At 65.8% G+C, this 26,990-nt stretch carries 25 protein-coding genes; 12 read left to right on the top strand and 13 right to left on the bottom strand.

The genetic code is table 11. The features are described 5' to 3' along the window. Nucleotide 1: 1 nt before the first annotated feature. The gene (locus NY08_RS16710; protein WP_045197604.1) at nucleotides 2-643 is read left to right on the top strand and encodes a LysE family translocator; all 642 of its coding nucleotides are present in this window, start codon (nucleotides 2-4) and stop codon (nucleotides 641-643) included. Here NY08_RS16710 and atzF read toward each other — a convergent pair. The 5 genes from atzF to NY08_RS16685 are packed head-to-tail and all read right to left on the bottom strand — an operon-like array spanning nucleotide 568 to nucleotide 7,295. Next, nucleotides 568-2,328: an allophanate hydrolase gene (gene atzF / locus NY08_RS16705; RefSeq protein WP_045197602.1), complete on the bottom strand. Its 1,761-nt coding sequence runs from the start codon at nucleotides 2,326-2,328 to the stop codon at nucleotides 568-570. The genes NY08_RS16710 and atzF overlap by 76 nt on opposite strands. Then, on the bottom strand, nucleotides 2,318-4,330 hold the full coding sequence (locus NY08_RS16700) for a 5-oxoprolinase/urea amidolyase family protein (RefSeq protein WP_045197600.1): 2,013 nt from the start codon (nucleotides 4,328-4,330) through the stop codon (nucleotides 2,318-2,320). Before NY08_RS16700 ends, atzF begins: the two co-directional genes overlap by 11 nt. Further along, nucleotides 4,327-4,971: an urea amidolyase associated protein UAAP2 gene (locus NY08_RS16695; protein WP_032396865.1), complete on the bottom strand. Its 645-nt coding sequence runs from the start codon at nucleotides 4,969-4,971 to the stop codon at nucleotides 4,327-4,329. Before NY08_RS16695 ends, NY08_RS16700 begins: the two co-directional genes overlap by 4 nt. After that, entirely contained in the window at nucleotides 4,953-5,741 is a 789-nt protein-coding gene (locus NY08_RS16690; protein WP_045197598.1) for an urea amidolyase associated protein UAAP1, read from the bottom strand. Before NY08_RS16690 ends, NY08_RS16695 begins: the two co-directional genes overlap by 19 nt. 6 nt (nucleotides 5,742-5,747) lie before the next feature. Beyond that, nucleotides 5,748-7,295: an amino acid permease gene (locus NY08_RS16685; protein ID WP_045197596.1), complete on the bottom strand. Its 1,548-nt coding sequence runs from the start codon at nucleotides 7,293-7,295 to the stop codon at nucleotides 5,748-5,750. A 187-nt stretch (nucleotides 7,296-7,482) separates the two neighbouring features. Here NY08_RS16685 and NY08_RS16680 point away from each other — a divergent pair, with 187 nt between their 5' ends. Genes NY08_RS16680 through NY08_RS16665 form a run of 4 tightly spaced genes read left to right on the top strand, consistent with a single transcriptional unit; the run spans nucleotide 7,483 to nucleotide 10,117 of the window. Next, the gene (locus NY08_RS16680) at nucleotides 7,483-8,184 is read left to right on the top strand and encodes a TetR/AcrR family transcriptional regulator (RefSeq protein ID WP_045197594.1); all 702 of its coding nucleotides are present in this window, start codon (nucleotides 7,483-7,485) and stop codon (nucleotides 8,182-8,184) included. Continuing rightward, nucleotides 8,181-8,846, top strand: a complete 666-nt coding sequence (locus NY08_RS16675) for an SDR family NAD(P)-dependent oxidoreductase (RefSeq protein ID WP_045197593.1) — start codon at nucleotides 8,181-8,183, stop codon at nucleotides 8,844-8,846. Before NY08_RS16680 ends, NY08_RS16675 begins: the two co-directional genes overlap by 4 nt. A 10-nt stretch (nucleotides 8,847-8,856) precedes the next feature. Further along, nucleotides 8,857-9,300 carry a cupin domain-containing protein gene (locus NY08_RS16670; RefSeq protein WP_045197591.1) on the top strand — a complete coding sequence of 148 codons (444 nt, stop codon included), beginning with the start codon at nucleotides 8,857-8,859 and terminating at the stop codon, nucleotides 9,298-9,300. Continuing rightward, nucleotides 9,293-10,117, top strand: coding sequence for a spermidine synthase (locus tag NY08_RS16665; protein WP_045197590.1), 825 nt, complete (start codon nucleotides 9,293-9,295; stop codon nucleotides 10,115-10,117). The genes NY08_RS16670 and NY08_RS16665 overlap by 8 nt, the downstream gene beginning before the upstream one ends. Here the strand turns inward: NY08_RS16665 and NY08_RS16660 are convergent. From NY08_RS16660 to uraD, 5 genes are read right to left on the bottom strand one after another with little or no spacing between them, the layout of a single operon-like run. Beyond that, on the bottom strand, nucleotides 10,114-10,890 hold the full coding sequence (locus NY08_RS16660) for an IclR family transcriptional regulator (RefSeq protein WP_045197588.1): 777 nt from the start codon (nucleotides 10,888-10,890) through the stop codon (nucleotides 10,114-10,116). The two genes, NY08_RS16665 and NY08_RS16660, sit on opposite strands and share 4 nt — an antisense overlap. A gap of 31 nt (nucleotides 10,891-10,921) precedes the next feature. Then, nucleotides 10,922-12,322 (bottom strand): nucleobase:cation symporter-2 family protein, encoded by a 1,401-nt coding sequence (locus tag NY08_RS16655; protein ID WP_082073850.1) that lies wholly within the window; start codon nucleotides 12,320-12,322, stop codon nucleotides 10,922-10,924. A 12-nt stretch (nucleotides 12,323-12,334) separates the two neighbouring features. Then, nucleotides 12,335-13,225 (bottom strand): factor-independent urate hydroxylase, encoded by an 891-nt coding sequence (gene pucL, locus NY08_RS16650; RefSeq protein ID WP_032396857.1) that lies wholly within the window; start codon nucleotides 13,223-13,225, stop codon nucleotides 12,335-12,337. A 5-nt stretch (nucleotides 13,226-13,230) separates the two neighbouring features. Next, on the bottom strand, nucleotides 13,231-13,569 hold the full coding sequence (uraH, locus tag NY08_RS16645) for a hydroxyisourate hydrolase (RefSeq protein WP_045197586.1): 339 nt from the start codon (nucleotides 13,567-13,569) through the stop codon (nucleotides 13,231-13,233). Next, complete coding sequence (uraD, locus tag NY08_RS16640; protein WP_200893124.1) at nucleotides 13,562-14,101, bottom strand: 2-oxo-4-hydroxy-4-carboxy-5-ureidoimidazoline decarboxylase; 540 nt, start codon at nucleotides 14,099-14,101, stop codon at nucleotides 13,562-13,564. The genes uraH and uraD overlap by 8 nt, the downstream gene beginning before the upstream one ends. Before the next feature lie 233 nt (nucleotides 14,102-14,334). Here uraD and NY08_RS16635 point away from each other — a divergent pair, with 233 nt between their 5' ends. The 7 genes from NY08_RS16635 to allB are packed head-to-tail and all read left to right on the top strand — an operon-like array spanning nucleotide 14,335 to nucleotide 21,770. Then, the gene (locus tag NY08_RS16635) at nucleotides 14,335-14,730 is read left to right on the top strand and encodes an allophanate hydrolase-related protein (RefSeq protein ID WP_032396855.1); all 396 of its coding nucleotides are present in this window, start codon (nucleotides 14,335-14,337) and stop codon (nucleotides 14,728-14,730) included. A 12-nt stretch (nucleotides 14,731-14,742) separates the two neighbouring features. Further along, nucleotides 14,743-15,579, top strand: a complete 837-nt coding sequence (locus NY08_RS16630; protein WP_045197584.1) for a hydroxypyruvate isomerase family protein — start codon at nucleotides 14,743-14,745, stop codon at nucleotides 15,577-15,579. Nucleotides 15,580-15,587: 8 nt separating this feature from the next. After that, nucleotides 15,588-16,469 carry a 2-hydroxy-3-oxopropionate reductase gene (locus NY08_RS16625; protein ID WP_032396854.1) on the top strand — a complete coding sequence of 294 codons (882 nt, stop codon included), beginning with the start codon at nucleotides 15,588-15,590 and terminating at the stop codon, nucleotides 16,467-16,469. A 1-nt stretch (nucleotide 16,470) separates the two neighbouring features. Then, the gene (gcl, locus tag NY08_RS16620) at nucleotides 16,471-18,270 is read left to right on the top strand and encodes a glyoxylate carboligase (RefSeq protein WP_045197582.1); all 1,800 of its coding nucleotides are present in this window, start codon (nucleotides 16,471-16,473) and stop codon (nucleotides 18,268-18,270) included. A 2-nt stretch (nucleotides 18,271-18,272) separates the two neighbouring features. Beyond that, entirely contained in the window at nucleotides 18,273-19,424 is a 1,152-nt protein-coding gene (locus tag NY08_RS16615) for a glycerate kinase (RefSeq protein WP_045197580.1), read from the top strand. Continuing rightward, nucleotides 19,421-20,464 (top strand): allantoicase, encoded by a 1,044-nt coding sequence (alc, locus tag NY08_RS16610; RefSeq protein ID WP_045197578.1) that lies wholly within the window; start codon nucleotides 19,421-19,423, stop codon nucleotides 20,462-20,464. Before NY08_RS16615 ends, alc begins: the two co-directional genes overlap by 4 nt. Then, nucleotides 20,406-21,770 (top strand): allantoinase AllB, encoded by a 1,365-nt coding sequence (gene allB / locus NY08_RS16605; protein ID WP_045197576.1) that lies wholly within the window; start codon nucleotides 20,406-20,408, stop codon nucleotides 21,768-21,770. The genes alc and allB overlap by 59 nt, the downstream gene beginning before the upstream one ends. Here the strand turns inward: allB and NY08_RS25260 are convergent. The 3 genes from NY08_RS25260 to NY08_RS16585 all read right to left on the bottom strand — a co-directional run bounded on the left by NY08_RS25260 (nucleotide 21,767) and on the right by NY08_RS16585 (nucleotide 26,879). Further along, the gene (locus tag NY08_RS25260; protein WP_052683847.1) at nucleotides 21,767-24,181 is read right to left on the bottom strand and encodes a DUF222 domain-containing protein; all 2,415 of its coding nucleotides are present in this window, start codon (nucleotides 24,179-24,181) and stop codon (nucleotides 21,767-21,769) included. The two genes, allB and NY08_RS25260, sit on opposite strands and share 4 nt — an antisense overlap. A gap of 177 nt (nucleotides 24,182-24,358) precedes the next feature. Continuing rightward, the gene (locus NY08_RS16590) at nucleotides 24,359-25,435 is read right to left on the bottom strand and encodes an XdhC family protein (RefSeq protein WP_045197574.1); all 1,077 of its coding nucleotides are present in this window, start codon (nucleotides 25,433-25,435) and stop codon (nucleotides 24,359-24,361) included. Nucleotide 25,436: 1 nt separating this feature from the next. Continuing rightward, nucleotides 25,437-26,879: an NCS2 family permease gene (locus tag NY08_RS16585; protein ID WP_045197573.1), complete on the bottom strand. Its 1,443-nt coding sequence runs from the start codon at nucleotides 26,877-26,879 to the stop codon at nucleotides 25,437-25,439. Nucleotides 26,880-26,990 lie beyond the last annotated feature (111 nt).

Here is a 26,990-nt window from a genome sequence, read left to right as displayed (position 1 = left end):
CATGGTCTCGATTTCTGCTGTTCTCGGAGTGTTCGCCGTGGCTCTCGCGTTGGTTCTGACCCCGGGGCCCAACATGATCTACCTCGTCTCGCGGAGCATCTCGCAAGGGAAGCGGGCGGGACTGGTGTCGTTGGCAGGCGTCGCGCTCGGCTTCCTGGTCTATCTCACCGCCACCAATCTCGGCTTGGCAGCGGTCTTCTCGGCCGTGCCTGCGTTGTACACCGCGGTCAAGCTCGCCGGTGCCGCCTACCTCGCCTGGTTGGCTGTGCAGGCGCTGCGCGGTTCGGTGTCGGCCTTCGAACCGACCGAGCTGCAACAGGATTCGACCCGTCGGCTGTTCACGATGGGGTTGGTGACCAACCTGCTGAACCCGAAGATCGCGATCATGTACATCTCGGTCATCCCGCAGTTCGTCGATCCCGCGGCCGGACACCTTCTGCTGCAGGGATTCACGCTCGGTGGCGTGCAGATCGCCGTGGCAGTCGCGGTCAATCTGGCGATCGTGGTGCTGGCCGGATCGATCGCTCAGTTCCTGGCCGTTCGGCCCACGTGGCTGAGGGTGCAGCGCTACGTCATGGGCACGGTGCTCGGACTGCTCGCCGTGCGCGTGGCGACCGACGGAGGCAGACCGGTCCCGGCTTGAGCCCTGTATGCGCGCCAGCCGCCGAATTCGGTGATGTCGGTGCCGTTCTCGGCTGCGTCGTGCGCGCAGCAGAATCCGGTGACCCAGCGACCGTCGGACAACTCGACCGGACCCAGACCCATCGGCGCGGGCAATCCCGCGAGGAACGTTCCGAGGGCGGCGGCGGACATGCGATACAACTCTCCCGAGATGGGAGCGCCGTCGCCCGCGCGCCGCACGAGACCGGGCTTGGGCGGGGTGGTGTGCAGATCCACGAGTCGGTAGTCCGCCGTGGTCGTCACCTCGCCGATGAAGCGTCCACCGCGATCGGTCAGCTGGTGGTGCACGGGAAAGCCGCGCAGGTGCGCTCCGACGGCCAACACCTCGATACCGTCGTCGATCAGCGACGGCGACGCGACGCCGCTCAACTGTGCAGCGAGGTCGATCGCGATCTGATCCTCGAATGCCGGTACCACGACCATGACGCCGAACGGGTTGCCGTCGTGCGTCGAGGCTCCGGGAACGGCCACCGCGGCCATGTCGAGCAGATTGCAGAAGTTGGTGAACGTACCGAGGCGTCGGTTGATGCCGACCGGATCCGATTGCACCGCAGCGATGCTCGGATGCTCGGTGGTGGTGGGCAACAGCAGGCCGTCGAACCCGTTCAGGAGTGCGCGGGCCGCGGTCTCGGCTCCGGCGAGAGCGGCGAGATCGTCGACGTACCGGTGTGCGGACGGCGTTGCCGCCGAGCGAACGATCGCGGACACCGTGGGATCGGCACCGGCAGGCGCGGTGTCGAGGAACTCTCCGACGGCCGAATACCGCTGGGCCACAATCGCTCCGTCGTACAGCAGTGTTGCCGCGTCCAGCAGCGTCGAGATGTCGACCTCGGCGTGGGCAATACCCTTCTCGGCCAGGCCGGCCACCGTCGCCTCGAATGCCCGACGGTACGCCGGACTCAGCGATGTCAGATCCTCACCTCGTGGGACGGCAACGCGGGGCTGCGGGGACGCGGCGAGCCGTACGTCGGAAGGCCAGGCCCGGCTGCGTGGATCGGTGGCGGTGGGCCCGGTCATGACTTTCATCGCCGCAGTGGCACTGTCCAGATCGCGTGCGAGAACTGTGACGCAGTCGTAGTCGGCGCAGGCGGGCACGACGCCGGTGTTCGGCACGATACCCAGTGAGCTCTTGATGCCCACCAGGCCGTGGAAGGCTGCGGGCACTCGACCCGATCCGGCTGTGTCGGTGCCGATTCCGATGTCCGCGATGCCCAGTGCCACCGCGACGGCGGAACCGGAGCTCGAGCCTCCCGAGATCAGTGTCGGATCCCAGGCGCAGCGGACCGCGCCGTAGGGGCTGCGGGTGCCGACCAGTCCGGTGGCGAACTGGTCCAGGTTGGTCTTGCCGACCACCAGTGCGCCCTGGCTCGTCAGTCGCTCGATGGCGACAGCGGAAATGCCGGGTGTGTAGGCGAATTCGGGGCATGCTGCGGTGGTGGGCAGGCCGGCGACGTCGATGTTGTCCTTGACTGCGACGAGTACTCCGGCGAGTGGTAGATCCGCGCCGGCCGCGACCGCCTCGTCGAGGGCGACGGCCTCGGCCAGCACGTCGTCCTCGTCACGCAGGGTGATCCACACCTCCGGCCGATCGACCTCGGCAATTCGCTTGTATGCCTGCAGAACTCGTTCTCGTACCTCAGGCTGCATCGGTCCTGCCCTTCGTCGTATCGAATTCGCCTGCTGCCGACCATGCGTCGCGTTCGGCACCGAAGGCGACGGCCTGCGTCGCGCGGAACTCGGCGATGGAGTCCGCGTTGGTGTCCAGGAAGTTCTCGTGCTCGGCGAGGGAGAACTCACCCTCGGTGATCTGCACTCCGCCGCCGCGGCCGGCCGCCAGATCTGCGCGCAGGTCCATCAGTTCCTCGGGTTCGACCGGGTACCAGGAGATTCGGTCGAAGAACCGGAGCAGCCACGGGGTGCCTTCCTCGAACGGTCCGCCGCTGTAGGCGGCACTGTGGTTCCACACCTGCGTGGTTCGACCCACGAACTGGTATCCACCGGGACCCTCCATCCCGTAGATGCACAGGTACGCCCCACCGATGCCGACGGCGTTCTCCGGCGTCCACGTGCGCGCCGGGTTGTATTTGGTCGTCACCAGTCGGTGCCGCGGATCCAACGGTGTCGCCACCGGTGCGCCCAGGTACACGTCACCGAGACCGAGGACCATGTAGTCGGCGGCGAAGACGGTGTCGAACACCTCTGCCACCGAATCGAGTCCGTTCATCCGCCGGATGAACTCGATGTTCCAGGGGCACCACGGGGCGTCGGCGCGCACACCGTGCATGTAGCGCTGGATGGCCTCGCGGGTCGAGGGGTCGTCCCACGAGAGCGGCAGCCGAACCTGGCGGCTGGGGACCACGAGCTCCGAGGCCGCGGGTAGTTCGTCCTCGACCTCGGACAGCAGACCCATCAACGAATCGATGGACAGCACATCGGGATTCACCTTCACCTGCAACGAGCGGATCCCGGGAGTCAGGTCCACCAGGCCACGGGGCGCGAGGGCCTCGACGCGCTGATGGAGGGCGTGCACCCGGGCGCGCAGGGCCAGATCGAGTTTCATGTCGCCGTACTCGACGAGCACGTTGTCGTCGCCCGAGCGACGGTAGGTGACACACGTATCGGCGTCGCGTCGAGCGATCACTCCGTCGTCGCCGTCGCCGCCTGCGGAGAACACCGCGGGCAGAGACGCGCGGCGAGCGAGACCGAGTGAACCCAGCGGCGCCGTGGACGCGGCCTTCACGGGCACGAATCGGATGGTGTCGCCCGGCCTCAGTTGACCGAGCTTCCAGCGTTCGGCGGCCACGACGGTGACGGGGCAGACGAAGCCGCCCAGGCTCGGACCGTCGGGTCCGAGCAGGATCGGGGTATCGCCGGTGAAGTCCAACGCCCCGACGCTGTAGGCGTTGTCGTGGATGTTCGACGGGTGCAGTCCGGCCTCGCCGCCGTCGGGCCGAGCCCACTGTGGCCTCGGTCCGATCAGTCGGACTCCGGTGCGATCGGAGTTGAAGTGCACCTCGTAGCGGGTGGCGTAGAGGGTGTCGATGTCCTCGCGGGTGAAGAACTCCGGTGCGCCGTGTGGGCCCTCGGTGACGGCGATGTCCCAGCTCGACGTCAGCACCGGCAGGTGTTCCATGGGAATCGGACCGAGAACGGCGGGGTTGTCGGAGCGGCCGGCCAGTGCGATGACGTCGCCCTCGCCGAGCACGCCGCCGCGATGTCCGCCGAACTTGCCGAGCGTGAACGTCGCTGCACTGCCGAGGTAGTCGTCGACATCGAAGCCGCCCTGGACGAGCACGTAGACCCGCAGACCCGAACCGGTGGTGGTGCCGACGTCGAGGGTGGCCCCGGCGGGTACCAGGACCGGCTTCCACTGCGGGGCCGCGCTGCCGTCGATGCGCACCGGTACCGCGGCACCGGTGACACAGACGTAGGTGTCGGCATCGAACGTCAATGCCGGTCCCGCCATGGTGGATTCGAGTCCCGGTGCACCCTCGGGATTGCCGAGCGCGACGTTGCCGAGCCGGAACGACAGGTCGTCCATCGGTCCCGACGGCGGTACGCCCACCTTCCAGTACCCGATGCGGCCCGGCCAGTCCTGCACCGTGGTGAGCATTCCCGGCCGGTGGACTGTCATCTTGGTCGCGTTCATGCCCCCGCCGACTCTCGCGTCACGATCATCCGGACCGCAGTGGGGTCGAATCCGTTGCAGGGGTTGTTGATCTGTGGGCAATTGGAGACGAGCACGAGGGTGTCGATCTCGGCACGCAGTGAGAGTTTCTTCCCGGGAGCCGAGAGACCGTCGACGATGCCGAGGGTCCCGTCGGCGTCGACGGGCACGTTCATGAAGAAGTTGATGTTGGGTGCCAGATCTCGCTTGCCGAGGCCCCACTTGGATCCCTCGATCAGGAAGTTCTCGACGCAGGCGTGCTGGTGCTGAGTGTGGTGGCCGTAGCGCAGGGTGTTCGACTCCTTGGAGCAGGCACCGCCGACGGTGTCGTGGTTGCCGACCTCGTCGTCCACGATCGTCATCAGCGGCGTCGAGTCATCGCTGCGCAGAACCGAACCGGTGGTGAGGAACAGGTTCTGTTGCGCGGAGACCGTCGCGGCGGCGGAGTATCGGATGGAACGATCGTGCGCGCCGTACAGCAGAGTGTCGACGGCTTGATTGCCGTACAGGTCGACGATCGTCAGGATGTCACCGGCTTCGACCACGGCGGACCACGGACCGAATGCGGGGGCGATCTCGTCTTTCACGATCACTGCACTGGTGGTCACTGTGCTGCCTTCCATGCGTCCTCGGTGTTCTGCACTGCGCGTAGGTATTCGGGTTCGGTGTTGTCGAGCGTGAGCAGTTCCTCGGGTGCCCGCCAGGCCAACACGTCGAGGGCGGTGGTGGGGAATTCGGACCTCGGGTCGAGTGGGTGAGCGGTGTTGGCGAGCAACACGATCACCGGCAGGTGGATCAGCAGATCCACCGACTTGCCCGCTCCTGCGGATCCGGTGCTGACCAGAGCGCCGTCGGCGGCGACGGTGACGCCGTGGAAGAACGACAGGGACGGCGCGACGTCCCGCGGTTCGAGTCCGTGCTTGGCCGCGGCGAGGGTCAACAGTTCTCGACCGGCCGGAGCCGACGAATGTGGTCCGCTGTCTCCGTATTTGGCGACGTTGGTAGCGGTCGAGGTGGTGCCGCACAGTGCGTCGTGGCGGCCGGAGGTGTCGCCGACGACGGTGGCCAGAACACGGCCCTGGTCCGAGAGCAGGGGATGACCCGAGCTCAGATACGCCTGCCACGGCACCTTGACGGTGTCGGCGGTGTTGAGCCGTTCCCATGGTGCGTCGGCGCGGTACAGCAGCAGGTTGGCGCAGGCGTCACCGTTCACGTCGACGAGGCGCAGCCGGGTTCCGCGTGCGAGGACCTTGGTGGTGTAGCTGCCGCCGGGTACCGATTCGGCCCAGGTGAGTTCCGAGATGCCCGCCGGTGCAGTGGGTGCAGGCGCGACGGTGGCCTGGGATCGTGCGTGTTCCTTGGCCGAGTGGGTGGTTGCGGTTGCCGTGCTCATGGTGATTCAGGCTCCGATCGTGACGGGCTTGGGGTGGGCTTTGCCGCGGGGCAGGCAGGCGATGCCCACGACGATCACGGCGAGGACGGTCAGTGGTGCGGCCCATCGCAGGATGGGGAATTCGCCGGTGGGGTCGAAGATCTCGGCGCGGGGCCACGACAGGTTGATCACCATCAGTCCGCCGTACAGGACCGCTGCGATGTTGACGGGCAGGCCGAGGCGGCCGAGGGTGAAGAGCTTCTCGCCGTCGCTGTCCTTCTGCACTCCGCCGTGCGGCCATCCCTTGAGCCGCTGGATCAGCAACGGGACGGTCACCATCATGTAGGCGAGGTAGATCAACACGATGCAGACGCTGGACAGCGTGGTGAAGATCGCGGAGTTGCCGACGTTGACGGCCAGGATCGCCACGCAGGCCACGCCGATCAGAACCGACGGTGCGATGGGGGTTCCGGTGCGCGAGTTGACCTTCGCCAGCGCTGCCGATGCGGGCAGTCGTCCGTCCCGGGCCATGGAGAACATCAGCCGCGATGCCGCGGTCTGGATGGCGAGGGTGCAGATGAACACGGCGATGGCGACGTCGATCAGCAGGACCTTGCCCCACGGTGAGGTGAGGATCGAGTCGATGACGTACGGAAGCCCCTGTGTCGCAAGCTGACCGTCGGTCAGGCTCGGTGCGGCCATCAGGGCACCGACGATCATCAGGCCACCGCCCAGTGCCGAGGCGGACAGTGCGAGGCGGATGGTGCGGGGCGCGACGCGTCGGGGATTGCGGGTCTCCTCGGCCAGTTCGCCTGCCGAGCCGAAGCCGACCATGACATAGGCGGCCATCAGGCCCGAGACGATCCAGGCCCCGATGTAGCCGGGATCGGCTCCGGCACTTCCGGTATCGAACACCACCTGTGGTCCGCGTTCGGCGTGGGTGAAGAACACCAGGACCAGGGCGATGACTCCGACGATCTCACAGGTGACGCCGATGCTGTTGATCCGCGACATCCAGTTCACGCCGATGCAGTTGATGGTGGTGGTGAGCACCAGCAGAATCGAGCCGAGCACAACGGCATTGGCGGCACCGCTCGGTGAGGTGAGTGCGGTGTCCTCGCCGATCAGCTGGAATCCGCCCCAGATGCTGGGAAGTACCACCTGCAGGGCGATGGCGGCGGCCGAGGCGGTGACGATCTGCGCGATGATCATGAACCAACCCGCGAACCACCCGACCAGCTCACCACCCATGCGCCGCGACCAGTGGTAGATCGCGCCCGAGATGGGATAGCGGGCAGCGAGTTCGGCGAAGTTCAGGGCCACCATGAACTGGCCGAGGAACACCAGCGGCCAGGTGAGGAAGAAGGCGGGGCCGCCGAAGCTGAAGCCGAGTCCGAAGAGCTGGAAGATGGTGGTCAGAATCGAGACGAACGAGAAGCCGGCCGCGAAGGACGCGTACTTGCCGAGGCTGCGATGGAGCTGCTGGTCGTAGCCCAGGGCGGCCAGGTCCGAATGATCCGAGGTGGCAGGTGATTCGGACCCCTGACCCGACGCGGGCAGTGTGGTCGAGCTCATGTGATCTCCTACGGGCGAGGTGGGTGGATGAGTGACCCCGCTGCATCGCCGAGGCGGGTTTTCTGTCAGTTGATAGTTTTCGGCACGGTCGTTCCCGGATCGTGTCCGTCGTGCAACAAGCTCGTTTCGTCTATTTCGATCAGATGACAGAAATCTCACCGTCATATCGACCTGACAAGATGCAGTCATGACCGGAGCAGGCAGGCCCAGGCTGAGTACGAAGAAGCGGCCCGGCGACACCGCTCGCGAGGAGATACTCGACGCCGCGGCCGAACTGTTCACCACTCGCGGCTTCACCAACACCTCGACTCGCGTCATCGCCGAGGCCGTCGGATTACGTCAGGCCTCGCTCTACCACCACTTCGCGACCAAGGACGACATCCTCGACGCACTGCTCAGCGGAACGGTCGACGCACCGCTGGCCGTCGCGCAGCGCATCCGAGACTCACAGGCCGAGCCCGCGACCCAGATGTACGCACTCGCCTACTTCGACTCCGGCCAACTCGGTGCGTCCACCTGGAATCTCGGCGCGCTCTATCTGCTGCCCGAGCTGCGCAGCGAACGCTTCGAGACTTTCCGCGACCATCGCTACACGCTCATGGGCCTGTATGCGGCGATCGCGTCGGACACGCTCGATCAACTCGACGCCGAGCGCCGTCCGGGGACGGAGGACCTGCCGTTTCGACTGGTGGAGACCGTGGTGAACGCGCGGGCCGATCGTGAGAACGGCCGGAGCGACCCGACAGCCGATGCCGCCGGTATCGCCGCGGCCGCACTGCGCGTGCTCGGCTGGGCCGGCGATGTCACGGCGCTGCACGAGAGCGCAGAGGCCCTGCTCGAGTCGGTCGTCGGAATAGTCGAGGATGGACTCGCCTTGCACAGGTCATGACTTCCATAGCAATTGTCGGAGCAGGTGCAGGTCTCGGAGCAGCGGTGGCGCGCAAGTTCGGCGCGCAGGGTTTCTCGGTCGGCCTCATCTCCCGAAACCAGGCCCGTGTCGACGCTCTGGCCGATCAGCTCGCCGCCGACGGTATCTCCGCGAAGGGCTTCGTCGCCGACGTGCGTGACCCGGCCTCGATCGCCGCAGCGCTCGAGCAGGTCACCGAAACGCTCGGGCCCATCGAGGTGCTGCAGTACAGCCCGCTTCCGCAGAAGGACTTCATGCGGCCGGTGCTCGAGACCACCCCGGCCGACATGGTCGGCCCGGTCGAGTTCTCGATCTACGGACCGATCGCCGCCGTCCACCAGGTGCTCCCGGGCATGCGGTTTCTCGGCGAGAACAAGGGCACGATCCTGTTCGTCAACGGCGGCTCCGCAGTCAAGCCGGGTCGCACCGTCACCGGCACGTCCATCGCGTTCGCCGGCCAGGCAGCCTACGCGCAGCTGCTCAACGAGGAGCTGGCCGAAGAGGGAATCCAGGTGTCGCAGTTGATCATCGGTGGTGCCATCGACGGCAGCGACCCGAGGAAGAGCCCCGAGGCTCTCGCCGAGCAGCTGTGGAGCCTGCACACCGGGCGCGACACGTTCCGGGTTCAGATCGCTACGGATTAGGGTTGCGTCCATGACGTCGCTGCCTCACTGGGCTCTCGGCCTGGACCTCGCACCCCATCCCGAGGGTGGTTGGTTCCGCGAGACCTGGCGCAGCGAGGTCACCATCCCGCAGGAGTTCCTGCCCGACGGCTATCCCGGTCCGCGCGCGGCAGGCACGGCGATCCTGTTCCTGCTCATGCCCGGCCAGCAGTCGGCGTGGCACACCGTCCGCGGGACCGAGATGTGGCTGTATCACCGCGGTAGTCCGGTGCAGCTCGACCTCGGCGGCGCAGGGGACGAGCCGGGAACCGTGACTTCGCTGCTGGTCGCACCGGACGCGCCGCAGCAGATCGTGCCGCCCTCGGTGTGGCAGCGGGCGCGTCCGGTGGGCGACGAGCCGAGTCTGGTCAGCTGTACCGTCACGCCGGGATTCGATTTCGAGGACTTTCGGCTCCAGGGGTCCGCGAATGGGTAGGAAGCGCGCGTCGGCACCGTCCGGCTCTTTGCAACCCGGAGTGTTCGAGATCGATTCGGGCACCTGTGAACTGGTCCGCGACGCCTTCTCCGACGACGGCTGGGTCGTCAATGTCAACGACGTCCCGAGTTCGCACATCGACATGAACGACCCCACCGTCCTCGAATTCGAGTACATGCGATGGATCTCCGGACTGGTTCGCGCTCAGTGGGATTCGACCTTCCCGCTACGAGCGCTGCACCTCGGGGGTGGGGCGTGCACACTGGCGCGTTCCTTCACCGCCGAATTCCCCGGTGCGCGTCAGGTGGTCGTGGAACTCGACGGCAAGCTCTCGGAGCTGGTACGCGAATGGTTCGATCTGCCGCGGGCACCTCTCCTTCGCATCCGAGTCGGTGAGGCGAGGGCGGTCACCGAGACCTTGAGCGAGAACAGTCGCGACCTGATCGTGCGAGATGTGTTCGCCGGGGCGGTCACTCCGGCCCCGCTGCTGACCGCCGAGTTCACCGCCCAGGTTCGACGCGTCCTCGCACCCGGCGGCATGTACGTCGTCAATTGCGGTGATCGACGCGATCTTTCGCTCGCGAAGCAGGAGGCGTCGACTCTTCGCAGTGTCTTTCCGCATCTGGCGATCGTCGCCGATCCGGCGATGCTCAAGGGCAGGCGCTACGGCAACATCATCATCGCGGGCAGCGATGTGCCGATCGGGGATTCCCCCTCGTTGGCTCGCGAACTGCTCGGCGGCGCGGTTCCGGCTCATGTGTGGCTGACCGAGCAGGTCGAGTCCTTCGCTCGCGATGCGAGAATTCTGAAAGACTAGGGTGCGGGGTTGTTGCCCGCGAGATCTTTCGCCAGTCGCTCGGCGGCCGAGATCAGCAGGGGTACGAACTGTTCGGCCGATTCGAGCGTGACTCGCGCGGTGGGTCCGGCGATGGACATCGCCGTCAGCGTGGGTGCACCGATCACCGGTACGGCGAAGCAGCGCACGCCCACTTCCTGCTCGCCGTCGTCGATCGCGTAGCCGCGTTGGCGAATCACCGCAAGATCTTCGAGTAACGCGTCCAGCGTGGTGATGGTGTTGACGGTGCGGGGTGCCATACCGAGGCGGCCGACGATCGCGCGGACGGCGTCGTCGTCCAACTGCGCGAGGAGAGCTTTGCCGACGCCGGTGGAGTGCGGCAGCACCCGCTGTCCCACCTCGTTGAACATTCTCATGGCGTGTTCGGACGGCACCTGCGCTACGTAGACCGCCATGTCGTCTTCGAGGAACGCCATGTTCGACGTCTCGTGCGTGATCCGGACCAGCTCGGCCAGGTACGGCTTGGCCCATCCGCCGATCAGTTTGGAGGCGCTGTCACCGAGCCGAATGAGCTTGGTGCCCAATGCGTATCGACGGGACGGCAGCCGCCTGACGTAGCCGAGCGAGACGAGGGTCCCGATCAGTCGATGCACGGTCGGCATCGGCAGATCGGTTCCCTCGGCGAGTTCGCTGATCCCGATGGATCCGCCCGAGGCGGCCATGATGTCGAGCAGCTCGAATGCGCGCTCCACGGACTGCACCCCGCCACCTGCCGCCACAGTCCCACCTCGCATGCTCGTAGCTTCCACCGATCTCGGTAGAACACTACTGGTGATGCCGCGTCGCCACCGGTGGAGCCGCGGTCACCACCGAGGGTGAGGCCTTCTGGCCGATCGTGACGACGTTGAAGGCGATGTTCAGCAGGACCGCGACGATGCTCGCGGCACTGATGCCCGAGTCGAGTACCACGTGGACCCAGTCGGGGAAGGCTGCATAGAAGCCCGGTACCGCGATGGGGATGACGCCGAAGCCGATGGCGACGGCCACGATGACGAGGTTGAGATTGCCGTCGAACTCCACCTTGGACAGAGTCCTGATGCCGCTGGCGGCCACCGAGCCGAACAACACGATGCCCGCGCCGCCGAGTACCGGCAACGGAACCGATGCGACGACCAGACCGAGGATGGGAAAGAGTCCGAGGAACAGCAGCACCGAGCCGCCGGCGGCGACGACGTAGCGACTCTTGATTCCGGTGACCGCCACCAGACCGACATTCTGGGCGAACGCACTGGCGGGGAACGTGCCGAAGACGGGAGCGATGGTGGTGGCCACCATATCCGCACGCAACCCGTCGCCGACGCGTCGGGCATCGACGTCGGTGCCGACGATCTCGCCGACGGCCAGGATGTCCGCGGTGGTCTCGGTCATGATGACGAGGATGACGACCACCATCGACAGGATCGCCGCGATCTGGAAGGTCGGTGCTCCGAACGCGAACGGCTCGGGGAGGCTGAAGATGGCACCGTCACCGACACCGGAGAAGTCGGCCTTGCCGACCAGGACCGCGAACACCGTGCCGACGATGATGCCGATGAGGATCGACAGCCGCGACAGTGTGCCCTGCACCAGTCGGCTGACGAGCAGAACCACCACGAGGCTGAACGCCGCGAGACCGATGTTGGACATCGAGCCCCAGTCGGTGGCCTGCTGATCACCGCCCATCGCCCACCGAACAGCAACGGGCAGTAGCGAGATACCGATGACGGTGATGATCGTGCCGGTCACCACCGGTGGGAAGAAGCGAACGATCTTGCTGAAGAACGGGGTGATGAGGATGCCGATGGCACCGGCGGCGATGATGGCTCCGAACACCGAGTTCAATCCGCCCGGCCCACTTGCGATGGCCACCATCGTCGACACCGAGGCGAACGAAATGCCCTGCACCAGAGGGAGTTTTGCGCCGAAGTACGGCACTCCCAAGGTCTGCAGCAGGGTGGCCGCTCCGCTGACGAACAACGCGGCCGAGACCAACAGCGCGATCTCGGTGCCGGTCAACCCCGCTGCGCCGCCGACGATCAGAGGTGGTGCTATCACGCCGCCGTACATCGTCAGGATGTGCTGCAATCCGTAGAGATACGACCTACCGATCGACAACCGCTCGTCCTCGGGACGGGCGGGGTCGTGCGGTGCATGGGTCTTGGCCGCAGTGCGTTTCGTCAGCTTCATGTCGGCTCGCTCCTAGCAGAATCCGGGCACGGTATCCCAGGCGCGGCCTGCGTCCGGGGCATCGTCGCGCTGCACCGTGGCCTCGATCAGACCGTAGGGGCGATCCGCGACGTAGAAGACCTCACCGGGGTTGTCGAGTCCGAACGGCTCGAGGTCGACGAGGAAGTGATGGATGTTGGGCATCGAGAACTTGATCTCGCCGATCTCCGGGTGTGCCTCGAGAACCTGCTTGCCCATCTGGAACAGGCTCTGCTGCAACGCAAGAGAGTGAGTGGAGGCGAAGGCGTCGAGCATGATCGAGCGGACGTCGTCGAAGGTCTTGTCGAAATCGAGCTCGGTGGTGAGATACCGCCAGCGGGCGCTGACCGAGGTGGCCAGAATGCGGTCGGTGGTTTCCTTCAGCGTCGTGTAGCGGTCCTTCGGGTACCCCCAGAACTCCGACGCCGTCGAGTTGAGGACCACGAGATCGCTGATTCCGGAGACGATGGAGATGTTGTCGCCATCGACCGTCACGATCGTGTTCCGCTTCTCGTCGCCGGCCTTGACGAACGAGTGGTCGTATCCGTCTTCACCGTCGGCGATTCGCGACCAGGAGTACTGCTCGATCTCCCAGCGGCCGCCGGTGATCCAGTCGAAGCTGTCGGTGAAGTGCGCGCCGAGGCGCAGAGCGAAGTTCTCGATCGCCCCGATGCCGTCGCGGGCGAAGGCATAGACGGTGTTCTTCTGGGTGTCGGTCGCGACGACGTGGGCGTTGTCGCCCTCGGTGTGGACGGCCTCGAGATCTCCGCGCAGCTGCGAGGTGACGCTGACGTCGGTGATCCGGTGGCGGGGCGTCTCGCGGTCGATGCGGACGAGTCTGCATTCGGCTTTGCCGTACTGGTTTGCTCCGAGCACGATGGTCATGGGTTCTAGCTCCCTCGATAGGTGGTGAAAGCGAACGGGCTCAACAGAAGTGGGATGTGGTAGTGCTGGTCGGATGCGGTGATCTCGAAAGTGACGAGAACCTCGGGGTGGAAGCACTCGAAGTGCTGGGCGGCGAAGTACGCGCCGGTTGCAAAAGTCAGGCGGTAGACGCCCGGTTCGAGTTCGCTGGGACCGAGCGCGGCGACGCGTCCTTGCTCGTCGGTGACCGCGTCGGCGACGGGGGTGCCGTGGACATCGGACAGTACGATCGAGACACCCTGCGCAGGAATGCCTCTCGCTGCATCGAGCACGTGAGCGGTCACGTGGCTCGTCGACTCAGGCATCGCCGAGGCCTCCTGTCGCGCGAATCTCGGCTATCTCGCGAAGCTCGTGTTCGACGACGGCGGCCTCGGTCTCGGAGTCGTTGCCGAGCCTGCCGTGTAGAGCGTCGAGAACCGCGTGGGCATCCCGGCCTGCGGCCCTGATCAGAAACACCTGTCCGAATCGGTTCTCGTAGGCCACGTTTCCTGCTCGTAGCCGTTGTTCGATGCTCGCGTCGGAGATGTCGACGCCGGATTGCTCGGCGCTCGCGTACTCCGAACTTGCGTCGCGGCCGTCGGGTCTTTCCCCGATACGCGGATGCACGGCGAGTGCTCGCCCCACCTCCTCGGCCGTCAATGGTCGGGCAGCGTGACGGATGGCGTGACGCAGGGCCTGTGTGTCGGTGAACGGGCGGGCGCTCAGAACCCCCTCTACCCAGCGGGGTACGTCCAGGCACAGTGACAGCCTGCGTGCCGCATCGGCGTCGGAGGCCGCGTTCAGCTCGACGACTGCAGCGTCGGTTCCTGATTCCGCTATACGAAATGTTGATTCCACCAAACGAGCGTGACACCGATCACATCCACTGTCAAGGGTTGATCTCGGACTGTCTGCGTCGAGTCTTTCGGTGTTGCCGCACTGCGGCATTCGGCGCTTCGGTCGGGCAGTCCGGGTGAGCGGGTCTTGACAGATCCACGTGGTGCACGCCACACTCGAATCACAAAACGGAATCACTATTCCGTATTACGGACTTTGAGTCCGATCCGATCGAGCCCGAGAGGAACGACTTCATGACGGAGCTTTTCTGCAACGGTGGTGCGATGCGGGGCGGCAGCCTGCACCACAACGTCTCGTCCCACCCGTTCGTCGGGACAGTGCGCACCACACCGAACTACCGCTTCTTCTCGGTACGAGACGAATTCCCCGCGCTGCTGCTCGACCACACCGCAGGTGCGGCCATCGAGGGCGAGCTCTACGACATTCCGCTCGACGACATCCGCACGGCGTTCCTGCCGGACGAACCGCCGGAGCTCGAACTCACCGTGGTCGCGCTCGAGGACGGGCGCTCGGTCCTCGGCGTCGGCCTCCGCCCCGGGGTGCTCGATGCACAACCGGACGAGCTGACCGACATCACCTACACCGGCAGCTGGCGCAGGTACCGCGGCCTGCCGCAACCTCAGAACTGAAAGGCACTGTGCATGAACACCTTCGCTGATTCCAGGCTTCACTACACCGTCAACTGTTCCATTCTCTTCACCGACGTGCCTCTGCTCGATCGACCGCAGCGCGCCCGAGATGCCGGCTTCGACGCCGTCGAATTCTGGTGGCCGTTCGGGGGCCCGGTGCCGTCGGACGCCGATGTCTCTGCGTTCGTGTCCTCGATCCGCGATGCCGGGGTACAGCTGACCGGACTGAACTTCGCCGCCGGCGACATGCCGGCAGGCGACCGCGGGATTCTGTCCGATCCAGCGCAGGTGCAGGCCTTCCGCGACAACATCGACGCCACCGTCGGAATCGGCGAACAACTCGGCACCAAGGCGTTCAACGCCCTCTACGGAAACCGCATCGACGGAGTCGACCCGCTCGACCAGGACGAGGTCGCGATCGAGAACCTGGCCGCAGCCGGGAAGGCCGCAGCGAAAATCGGTGCGGTCGTACTGGTCGAACCCGTCAGCGGCGCACCCGCCTACCCGCTGAAGTCCGCTGCCGGAGCCGTCGCCACCATCCGTCGAGTTGCCCGTGAACAGGACGTCCACAATCTGCGCCTGCTTGCCGACCTGTACCACCTCGCCGTCAACGGAGACGACGTGCCCGCAGCGCTCGAGGCCCACCACGACCTGATCGGGCACGTGCAGATCGCCGACTCCCCCGGCCGCGGAGAACCGGGCACCGGATCGCTCGACCTCGGCGGACAGCTCGCCGGCCTCGCCGAACGTGGTTACGACGGCTACGTCGGACTCGAATACAAAGCCACCCGCCAGGACACGTTCGACTGGCTGGAGCTGGCTCTTTCCACCGGCACCACTACCAAGTAGGGATTGATATGAGCACCATCGCATTCATCGGCCTCGGGATCATGGGCAGCCCCATGTCCGTTCATCTCGCCAAGGCGGGCCACCAGGTGGTCGGCTACAACCTGACTCCCGATCGCACCGGGCCCCTGGTCGAAGCGGGCGGCACGGCCGCCGACTCCATCGCCAAGGCCGTCCACGACGCGGATGTCATCGCGATCATGGTTCCCGACTCCCCCGATGTGCAGGACGTCCTGGTCGGTGAGGGTGGTGTGTTCGACAATGCTCGACGCGACGCGCTGATCATCGACTTCTCCAGCATCCGTCCCGACGTCACCGCCACCTTGGCTGCCGACGCGATCTCGCGCGGCTTCCGGATCCTCGATGCCCCGGTCTCCGGAGGCCAGGCCGGTGCCGAAAACGCGACCCTGTCGATCATGGTCGGAGGCAGCGCGGACGACTTCGCCACGGCCAAGCCGATTCTCGACGTCGTCGGCAAGACCGTCGTGCACGTGGGTCCGAGTGGGTCCGGTCAGACCGTCAAGGCGGCCAACCAGCTGATCGTGGCAGGCAACATTCAGGTGCTCGCGGAGGCGATCGCGTTCCTGGAGGCGTACGGCGTCGACCTGGCAGCGTCGGTCGAGGTTCTCGGCGGCGGCCTCGCCGGCTCGGCAGTGCTGAACCAGAAGGCACAGAAGATGCTGGACCGCTCGTTCGAGCCCGGGTTCCGCATCGACCTGCACCACAAGGATCTCGGCATCGTCACCTCGGCTGCGCGTGAGGCGGGGGTCGTGATCCCGATGGGCGCGGTGCTGGCGCAGCTGATGGCCTCGGCCCGCGCCAATGGTGATGGTGGACTGGATCATTCGGCGCTGTACCGCGGCGTCGCTCGGCTCTCCGGTAAGGGAAACTGATATGCCCAGGATGCGCGCGGCCGATGCCGCAGTGAAGATACTCGAACTCGAAAATGCCACAACCGCATTCGGTCTCCCCGGTGCGGCCATCAATCCCTTCTACGCGGCGATGCGCGATCACGGTGGGATCCGCCACGTGCTGGCCCGCCACGTCGAGGGTGCCTCGCACATGGCGGAGGGGTTCACCAGAGCGGCACCGGGCAATATCGGCATCTGCATCGGAACCTCCGGCCCGGCCGGTACCGACATGATCACCGGGCTGTATTCGGCCATGGCCGACTCGATTCCGATCCTCGCCATCACCGGCCAGGCCCCGGTTGCGCGGCTGCACAAGGAGGACTTCCAGGCCGTCGACATCGCGGCGATCGCCGCACCGGTGACCAAGATGGCGATGACCGTGCTCGAACCGGCGCAGGTTCCCGGTGCGTTCGCTCAGGCGTTCCACCTGATGCGATCCGGCCGTCCGGGACCGGTGTTGATCGACCTGCCCATCGACGTGCAGCTGGCCGAGATCGACTTCGATCCCGAAACCTACCAATCGCTGCCCGTGCACAAGCCCGTCGCCTCGCGCGCACAGGCCGAGAAGGCCATCGACATGCTCCTCGCGGCCGAGCGCCCGTTGATCGTGGCCGGCGGCGGCATCATCAACGCCGATGCCTCGGACCTGCTCGTCCAGCTCGCCGAGATACTCGACGTCCCGGTCATCCCGACCCTGATGGGCTGGGGCACGATCCCGGACGACCACCGTCTCGCCGCAGGCATGGTCGGGCTGCAGACCGCGCACCGGTACGGCAACGCGACCCTGCTCGCCTCGGACTTCGTGCTCGGGATCGGAAACCGCTGGGCCAATCGGCATACCGGCGGACTGGACACGTACCGCAAGGGCCGCAAGTTCGTCCACGTCGACATCGAGCCGACCCAGATCGGACGCGTCTTCGCACCGGACTACGGCATCATCTCCGACGCCAAGGCCGCCCTCGAGCAGTTCGTCGCCGTTGCCGAAGAACGTCGGGCGGCAGGCACGGTGCGTGATCTCTCGGGCTGGGTCGAGGACTGTGCGACAAGGAAGCGCACGATGCATCGCCGCACCCACTTCGACAACGTGCCGATCAAGCCGCAGCGCGTGTACGAGGAGATGAACAAGGTCTTCGACCGAGACACCCGCTACGTCAGCACCATCGGGCTCTCGCAGATCGCGGGCGGTCAGTTCCTGCACGTCTACTCCCCTCGCAACTGGATCAACTGCGGGCAGGCCGGCCCGCTCGGCTGGACCATTCCCGCGGCACTGGGTGCGGTGGCAGCCGACCCCAAGGCGAATGTCGTTGCACTGTCGGGAGATTACGACTTCCAGTTCATGATCGAAGAACTCGCTGTCGGCGCGCAGTTCAACCTGCCGTACGTGCACGTGGTGGTGAACAACTCGTACCTCGGGCTGATCCGGCAGGCGCAGCGCGCCTTCGACATGGACTTCTGCGTGCAGCTGGGATTCGACAACATCAACACCCAGGAATCACAGGACACGCAGCCCGGTATCCCCAAGGGCTACGGCGTCGACCATGTTCGGGTGGCAGAAGGATTGGGCTGCAAAGCGCTTCGCGTCACCGATCCCGACCTCATCGGCGAGACGCTGGTGCGGGCCAGGACTCTGGCCAACGAGCACAAGGTTCCCGTCGTCGTGGAGATCATCCTCGAGCGGGTCACCAACATCTCGATGGGCACCGAGATCGACAACGTCGGCGAGTTCGAGGAGCTGGCAACCACCTCGTCCGACGCGCCGACCGCGTTGCTTCTGCTGGACTAGAGATGACGCGCATTCTGCTCGCTCCGGACAAGTTCAAGGGCTCGCTGTCGGCGGCCGAGGTCGCGCGGGCGTTGGCGTCGGGGATGCTCTCGGTCGACTCGTCCCTCGAGACGGTGTGCCTGCCCGTCGCCGATGGGGGTGACGGCACCGTCGACGCTGCCGTCACCGCCGGGTGGGATCGAGTGGCCGTCACGTGTGCGGGGCCGACGGGTGAGCCGGTAAAGACGTCGTATGCCCGTCGCGGTGACACCGCTGTTGTCGAGCTGGCGTCGGCGGTCGGGCTCGAGCTCCTGCCCGGCGGTGAGCCGGATGCGTTGGGAGCGAGCACATTCGGTCTCGGTACCGTAATCGCGCACGCACTCGAGTCAGGTGCCGGGTACGGTTCGGGAGCGCGGCGTATCGTCGTCGGGCTCGGGGGCAGTGCCTCCACCGACGGCGGCGCGGGCATGCTCGTCGCGCTCGGTGCGCGCATCCTCGATGCCGGCGGAGGCGAGGTGGCGCGCGGTGGTGGTCCGCTGCGCGGTGCAGTCCACCTCGATCTGAGCGGATTGCTGCCGTCGGCTCGGAACGCGGTGTTCGAGCTGGCGTGTGACGTCGACAATCCGTTGCTCGGTGTCACCGGAGCCGCGGCGGTCTACGGCCCGCAGAAGGGTGCCGGACCGCAGGAGTTGCTGTATCTGGAACACGGGATGCGGCAGTGGTCGCATCTGGTGCGCAACGCAATCGGCCGTGACCTCAGCGGCCTGGCGGGCGCAGGGGCGGCCGGCGGAACCGCCTTCGGTGCCATGGCCGTACTCGGTGCCGCGGCCAAGCCGGGGATCGAGACGGTGCTCGAACTGATCGACTTCGGTAGCGCTCTGGCGTCGGCCGATCTGGTCGTCACCGGTGAGGGCTCGCTGGACGAGCAGAGCCTGCACGGCAAGGCACCGATCGGTGTCGCGAACACCGCACGTGCAGCCGGTGTCCCGGTGATCACCGTCGCCGGACGGAGCACCGTCGGTTTGGATCGATTGCGTCCCTACGGAATCACCGCCTCCTATGCACTGACCGAGCTGGAGCCGGACCCTCGGATCTCGATGCGTGACGCGGCCCGGCTGTTGCACGAGGTGGGCCGAACCTTGGCCACCACACACATTTTGGAAGGAACTTCATGACCGGAACCGATTTCACCACTCTGACCGATCTGGCATCTCGGGCGCTCGGCGGCAGCGTCTCCGCAGCGAACGACGAACTGTTCGCCCAGCGCGAGAACCTGATCAAGCCCGATGCCCCGCTGTTCGATCCAGCAGACTTCGGCCACAAGGGAAAGGTGTACGACGGGTGGGAAACTCGGCGTCGTCGTGACGAGGGCGGTCACGACTGGGCCATCGTACGGTTGGGAGCACCGGGCATCGTGCATGGCGTCGTGGTCGACACCGCTCACTTCACCGGCAACTACCCGCCGTTCGTGTCCGTCGAGGCTGCGTCGATCGAGGGCTATCCGTCCATCGAGGATGTGCAGAATGCGGAGTGGCACAGCATCGTCGACAAGTCTCCCGCAACCGGAGACACCGCGAACAGGTACGAGGTGGCCGATCGGCACCGGTGGACGCATGTGCGTCTGTCGATCTACCCCGACGGCGGCGTCGCCCGGTTCCGTGTGCACGGCCAGGTGGTGCAGGATCCGCGGTTCCTCGCAGGCACCGTCGACCTGCTGGCCGCGGAGAACGGCGCTCGGCTCACCGATTGCTCCGACGCCTTCTACTCCTCGCCGGCCAACATCATCCTGCCCGGGCGTGCTCGCAACATGGGCGAAGGCTGGGAGAACTCTCGACGACGCAACGGCGGCAACGATTTCGCAGTGTTCGCTCTCGCATCGCCCGGTGCCCCGCGCCACGTGGAGGTCGATACCAGCTACTACGTCGGTAACGCACCGGGGTGGATTCGACTCAGCGCCATCGATTCTCGTCGCCGACACATCACGGACCCGACGGCATGGACCGAGATTCTGCCCCGCACCGCCGTCCAGCCGGACACCCGCCATCGCTTCCTGTTGAACGAGGCCGACGCGTACACACACCTGCGACTGGACGTGTACCCCGATGGCGGACTGTCCCGATTGCGATTGTTCGGTGAGCTCGACGCCGAAGCTCTCGATGCCGCCGACATCGCCTGGAAGTCCTCGGAGCTCCAGAGTGTCTCCAGTGCAGTCTGATCTGGTTGTTCGCGCGTCGCGGGCGGTGATCGGCGGACGGGAGGTTGCGGCCTCGATCTCCGTTCGTGACGGCCGAATCGTGGCCATCGACTCCGTGGATGCCCGCGTGTCCGCGGAGGTGGCGGTCGAGCTGGGGCCGGATGAGGTGCTGCTGCCGGGTTTGGTGGACACCCATGTGCACGTCAACGAGCCGGGGCGCACCGAATGGGAAGGGTTCGCCAGCGCGACCCGAGCCGCGGCCGCGGGAGGCATCACGACCATCGTCGATATGCCACTCAACAGCATCCCGCCGACAGTGGACGTCGCGGCGTTGGAGATCAAGCGGCGGGTGGCGGCGGATCAGTCGGTCGTCAACGTCGGCTTCTGGGGTGGTGCCGTTCCAGGCAATGTCGATCAGCTGCGGCCACTGCACGAGGCGGGGGTGTTCGGCTTCAAGTGCTTTCTGCTCGCGTCGGGCGTGGACGAATTTCCGCCGCTGACGATTCCGGAGCTCGAGAAGGCTCTGATCGAGATCGCGTCGTTCGACGGGTTGATGATCGTGCACGCCGAGAACGCCGAGGTGATCGCCGAGGCACCGTCGGCGACGGGTCGTGAGTACTCGGGATTCTTGGAATCGCGTCCGCGTGCCGCCGAGAACCGGGCCATCGAGCAGGTGATCGAGTTGTCGCGGAGGACCGGGTGCCGGGTGCATATTCTGCATCTGTCGAGTGCCGATGCGTTGCCGATGATTGCGGCGGCGAAGCGCGACGGGGTGCGGGTGACCGTCGAGACCTGCCCGCATTACCTGTGTTTCGATGCGGAAGCAGTACCGGCGGGCGCCACCCAGTTCAAGTGTTGCCCGCCGATCCGCGAGGCCGGCAATCGAGAGTTGTTGTGGCAGGGTTTGTCCGACGGCACAATCGATACCATCGTCACCGACCACTCCCCCTGCACGCCGGATCTGAAGAGGTTCGACACCGGAGACTTCGGTGATGCGTGGGGCGGGATCGCGTCGTTGCAGGTCTCGCTCGCTGCGGTGTGGACGGAGGCGCGTGCCCGTGGGTTCGCACTGACCGACATCGTGCGGTGGATGGCCACGAATACTGCCGATCAGGTCGGTATGGCCGATCGCGGACGCATCGATATCGGTTGCGCTGCAGATCTTGTGGTGTTCGCACCCGCCGAACGGTTCACCGTCGACGTCGCGCAGCTGTACCACCGTAATCCGGTGACGGCGTACGACCGACTCGGGTTGTCGGGTGTGGTGCGGCGGTCCTGGATCGCGGGATCGGAATCCTCGACCGGGCGTTTGTTGGCGCGCGCCTAGAACGGCGGTGCTGCCGTGTCTTCTGTCTCCTGCTCCTGGTTGTCGGGTGGGTTGGGGTAGGCGATGATGCCGGATCGTTTCGGTTTGGTGGGGATGTGTGGTCTGAGGTCGTTTCCGAGGATGGGGACGGCGGTGCCGTTGGCGGGCAGGGTGATTCGGGTGGTCTTCGAGGTCGAGGTCCACAGGATGGCTCCGCCGGGGAGCATGGTGGCTTTCCAGTAGCCGGCGGTTTTGACGGTGTGGTGGTATTCGCAGAGGCATTGCAGATTGTTGACGGTGGTCCAGCCGCCGCCGAGAGGGTTGGTGTGGTCGAACGGGGTGATGTGGTCGAGTTGGCAGCGGGCGGCGGGGCGGTGGCAGCCGGGGAAGCGGCAGTGTTTGTCGCGGAATCGGACCGCTGCGCTGGTGAGAGTGTCGGGGCGGTAGATCAGGGCCCGGTCTGTGAGGGGGTCGCGGGAGACCGACTTTCCGAGGGTGGGGTCGGCGGCGATGGCGGCTTCGAGTGCGGCGGCGAGGGAGGCGGTGCCGAGGTAGATGCCCGAGGGAGTGTGGCTTGCAGTGGGGATCGTTCGGTTGTTGCGCCGGATCGCAGAGGGCAGTTGAAGGGCAGAGCTGTGCCGTGTGCCCCGGCCGACAGGGGTGTGGGTGCAGAACAGGGCTGCGGCTGAGGTCAACGATTGCAGGCGGCGCGGAGGTCGATCCTCGGTATCGGTACCCGCACCTGGGCGAGTACTCGGTGCCGGACTACCGATCGATGTGGGCTCGGATCCACTGATAGTTTCCTCGTCACTGCCGGTTTCGTGGTTCCTGGTGGTATCGGATGGTGCAGTGGGAGATTGGTTTTCGCTCGTATCTGGCGCTGGATCAGCGGTCGGCCTCTGTTGGACAGGTGTCGACGAAGTCGGTGCGGGTTCTGGTGACGCCACTGGCTCTGGGCCGGTCGCCTTACACGGCTCCGGTAGCGGCTTGGTTATAGCCGCCGAAGCGGTTGTTGCTGCGTGCTTGTGGGCTGGGCCTGAGCCTGGGGTGGTAGCTGCTGCCGGGTCGGTCGCGGGCTCGGTGATAGGCACCGGATTGTCGACCTGGTCGACCCTATCTCCTGCCGGCGAGCTGTGTTCGGGTGCAGGAGAACTGGGCCCGGTTTGTTCCGACGCCGAAGCTGTCTCCGCACTCGAATCAGCCGTCGATGCATTCTGTGCACCTGCACCTGCACCTGCACCTGCACCTGCGTTCGCGTCCGTGGGTGTCTCGGCAGTCGTGTCGGTGCCCGCAGAGGCATCCGCATCCGAATCCGGTACCGCCCCTGCCGCCGTGCCCGGAACGGCGCCCGCTGGCGCTGACGTGTCGGTGTCCGTACCCGCTGCCGTTGCTGCCGTGCCCGGAACGGTGCCCGCTGACGCTGACGTGTCGGTGTCCGTACCCGCTGCCGTTGCCGTGCCGGTTTCTGTTGCAGGCTCGGTCTTTTCTCTGTCGGGGATTCGTTCCCAATCCCCGGTCTCCGGGTTCTGGACAGCCAGCCCGAGGGATTCGGCGAGGGTGATCGCTTCGGTCAGCAGGACCTGCCACTGACTGTTGCGTGCGAGTTCCCGGGCGAGGTCGGGGTCGATGGAACCATGACCGGCCAGATACGCAGGGTTCGAGAGCAGGCCGATCAGGGTGGCGATGTCGACGGTGATCATCGTGAGCGGCACCCGCCGATCGGGCAGCACCGCATCCTTCTTCGGGCAGTTCTCCCGTTGGCACAAGCATTCCAGGCGGGGTTCGCCGTGCATGCGGGCCATGAACGCATCGCACAGGCGTTCCTTCTTCCCACGCGGGTCTTTCGGGCAGAGGGTGTCGGCCATCTCCTCGAGCAGCTGCCATGCGGCGGCGGCTTCGGGTGCGGTCAACTCCGCCCGAATGCGGGCCAGTTCCCCGGCCGGGGTGTAAGTGACGGTGCGGAACCTCTTCGCGAACTCGCGTAGTGCTGCTGCTTCTTCCGGGGCGACCCGCAGGAGGATGTCCCAGATCTCCTTCTCCAGCGGACCCGGCGACGACCGCCGAGCCGCTTCGACGATCTCGTCCTCGACCTTCTTCACGATGTCGTCGCTCAGGTTGTCGAGGATCCGGCATACCGTCCGTACCCGCGCAAGGTCGACCTCACCGGTCTCGAACGCCGCGCGCAACAGTGGCAATCGGGTGTGCAAAGCGACGGCGATCGAGACGTACGATTCGGCGACCGTCGCCGAACATCCCAACGCGACTGCCATCTCGGTGCGTCCGTATCGGCTGTAATGCTTGTGTTTGGTGTCGAGGGTGATCCAGCTCCGATGGACGTCGTAGCAGGCGGAGATCTTGCGGGCGGCCTGCCGATTCTCCTCACACGCGGCAGCGGTCAACGCCTCCAGTGACACAGCTGGCAGTGCACCCATCTTTTCACCCCCCGGTGAGCAACATTTCAGAACGTGCGTTCGAACTGAAAGAAGACTAACCCGTGCCACCGACAAGAAATGAAAACACTCGATTCGGGCCCCCCGCGCAGAGACTATCCGTTCCGGAGTGGGTCTTTCATAGGCAGGAGGGCGACGACGAAACAGCACAACCAAGGTTCAAGCGTATTTCGCATTCGCCCCGTCGTGGTGAATCGGACCGGCCGTACGTGTCAGTGGCAGCGCACTACCCCCGCGTCGCACGGCCACGAATTCCGCCGCGATAGCCAGCGCAGTTTCCTCCGGAGTTCTCGCACCCAGGTCCAAGCCGATCGGCGACTTCAAGCGTGCGAGCTCCTGCTCGGTCAATCCGACGTCACGCAACCGGGCCGCGCGATCGTCGTGAGTCCGGCGCGATCCCATAGCCCCCACGAATGCGACGGGCAGTCGCAACGCTACTTCGAGCAGCGGCACATCGAACTTGGCGTCGTGGGTGAGCACGCAGATCACTGTCCGGGCATCGACTGCCGTCCGCGCCAGATAGCTGTGCGGCCATTCGGTCACCACCTCGTCGGCATCGGGAAACCGTGCAGCAGTGGCAAATACGGGCCGGGCATCGCACACCGTGACGTGGTAGCCGAGAAACTTGCCCACCCGAGCGAGTGCTCCGGCGTAGTCGATGGCTCCGAAGATCAGTAGCCGCGGGGCGGTTGCGTAGGACTGCACGAACACGTCGAGATCCGGCCGACACCGCACCGACCGAATGCCGGTACCGCCGGAGTCCAACATCGCCAGCGCCTCACCGACGACCACCGCGTCGACGTCGGCGAAACCGGTCGTGCCCATTGTTGCCGAAGACGAGACCGCAAGTGACTGTCCGGAGCCGTCGAGCATCGTCACCGTGGCGACCGCAGTATCCGATGCGATGGCCGCGAGTACGGACCGCGGCGGCCCGAGGCGGACGAAGACCTCGATCACACCCCCGCATGTCAGGCCGACCACAAAGGCGTCGATACCGCTGTAGCCGAACGACTCTCGCTTGGACTCGCCGGTCTCGAGAACCTGCTGGCACAATTCGTACACGGCTCCTTCGACGCAGCCGCCGGAGACGCTGCCGACGGCCTCACCGTCGGCGCAGACCGCCATCGCGGCACCCGGAAGTCGTGGAGCACTTCCGGACACCGCGATGACTGTCGCCACCGCGTAGGGAACACCCGCGTGGTCCCAGGCGGTCAGACGATCGACGATCTCTTTCACGTTACGAGATTCCCAACGCTTCTTCGATCGGGTGCAGGGCGAAGTAGATCAGGAAGATGCCCGACATCAGGTACAGCAGCCAATGCGTCTGACGCGCTTTACCTTTGGCGAGGCGGACGAGGGTGTACGCGATGACACCCGCCGCGACTCCGACGGTGATCGAGTACGTGAAGGGCATCAGCACGATGGTCAGGAAGGCCGGGATCGCGATTTCGGTGTTCTCCCAATCGATCTTGCGTACGTGCGTCATCATCAGTGCACCGACCAGAACCAGGGCCGGGGCCGCGGCACCGACCGGAACCACGCCGGCCAGCGGAGTGAAGAAGATCAGGCTCGTCAACAATCCGCCGGTGACGACGCTGGCGAGACCCGTTCGCGCACCCTCGGTGACCCCCGCCGCGGACTCCACGACGGCCGTGTTCGCAGATCCGTTGATCGCACCACCGACGATGGCACCGATGCCGTCGACGGTGAGGATGCGGCTCAGGCCGGGCATCCTGCCCTGCTTGTCGACCAGTCCGGCCTCTTCACCGACTCCGAGGATGGTACCCATCGCGTCGAAGAAGCCCGAGAGAACGAGAGTGAACAGAACGACCGACGCGGTGACGATTCCGGCCCGAGCGAACCCGCCGAACAGGTCGACGTTGAACATCAGGTCGAATTGTGGTGTGGCGACGATGGAATCGGGCACCTTCGGAACAACCGGTCCCCAGGCCTCCGGTGCGATGTCGAACACCGAGTTCAAGACGATCGCCAGATTGGTGGCCACGAAGATTCCGATGAGCATCGCACCCGGCACCTTCCGCACGAACAGCATGATCATCAGGATCAGGCCGACACAGAAGACGAACACGGGCCAGCCGGCGAGCTTGCCGAACGTGCCGAGGGTGACCGCGGTGGCTGCTGACTCGTGGTGCCCGACGAACCCGGCGTCGACCAGTCCGATGAGCGCGATGAACGCGCCGATTCCGACACCGATCGCCTGTTTGAGGACCAGAGGTATGGCATCCATGATGAGTTGCCGCACGCCGGTGAGAGCGAAGACCACGATGACGACGCCCTCGAGAACCACCAGTCCCATCGCCTGCGGCCAGGTCATGTACGGGGCTGCCTGGAACACCACGATGGGCGTCACCCCGAGGCCGGCCGCCATGGCGAGGGGCGCGTTTCCGACGACCCCCATCAGGATGGTCGTCAGACCGGCCGACAATGCCACCATGGTCGACAGTTGAGCCGGATCGAGCGTGGCACCGGTGACATCGCGGGCATCACCGATGATCAGCGGAATGAGGACGATCAGGTAGGCCATGGCCACGAATGTGGTGACGCCACCGCGAACTTCGCGTGAGAGCGTCGAACCGCGGCCGGTGATGTCGAAGAACTTGTCGATCTGGGATCGACCTCGTCCACTCTGGCGAGTGCTGGATGTGCGTACGTCGGTCATGATCGGCCCTCCCAGGGCGTGATCAACCTCGTCGAGCGTGGGGCCGGGCCGACGAGCCGGGGGAGTTGGCGTCGGTGCGGTTGTGCCGGATAAGGTTTCGTCGAATGGTGA

It is taken from the genome of Rhodococcus sp. B7740 (assembly GCF_000954115.1).
Taxonomy (GTDB): Bacteria; Actinomycetota; Actinomycetes; order Mycobacteriales; family Mycobacteriaceae; genus Rhodococcoides.
This window is presented reverse-complemented; position numbering and strand designations above follow the sequence as displayed.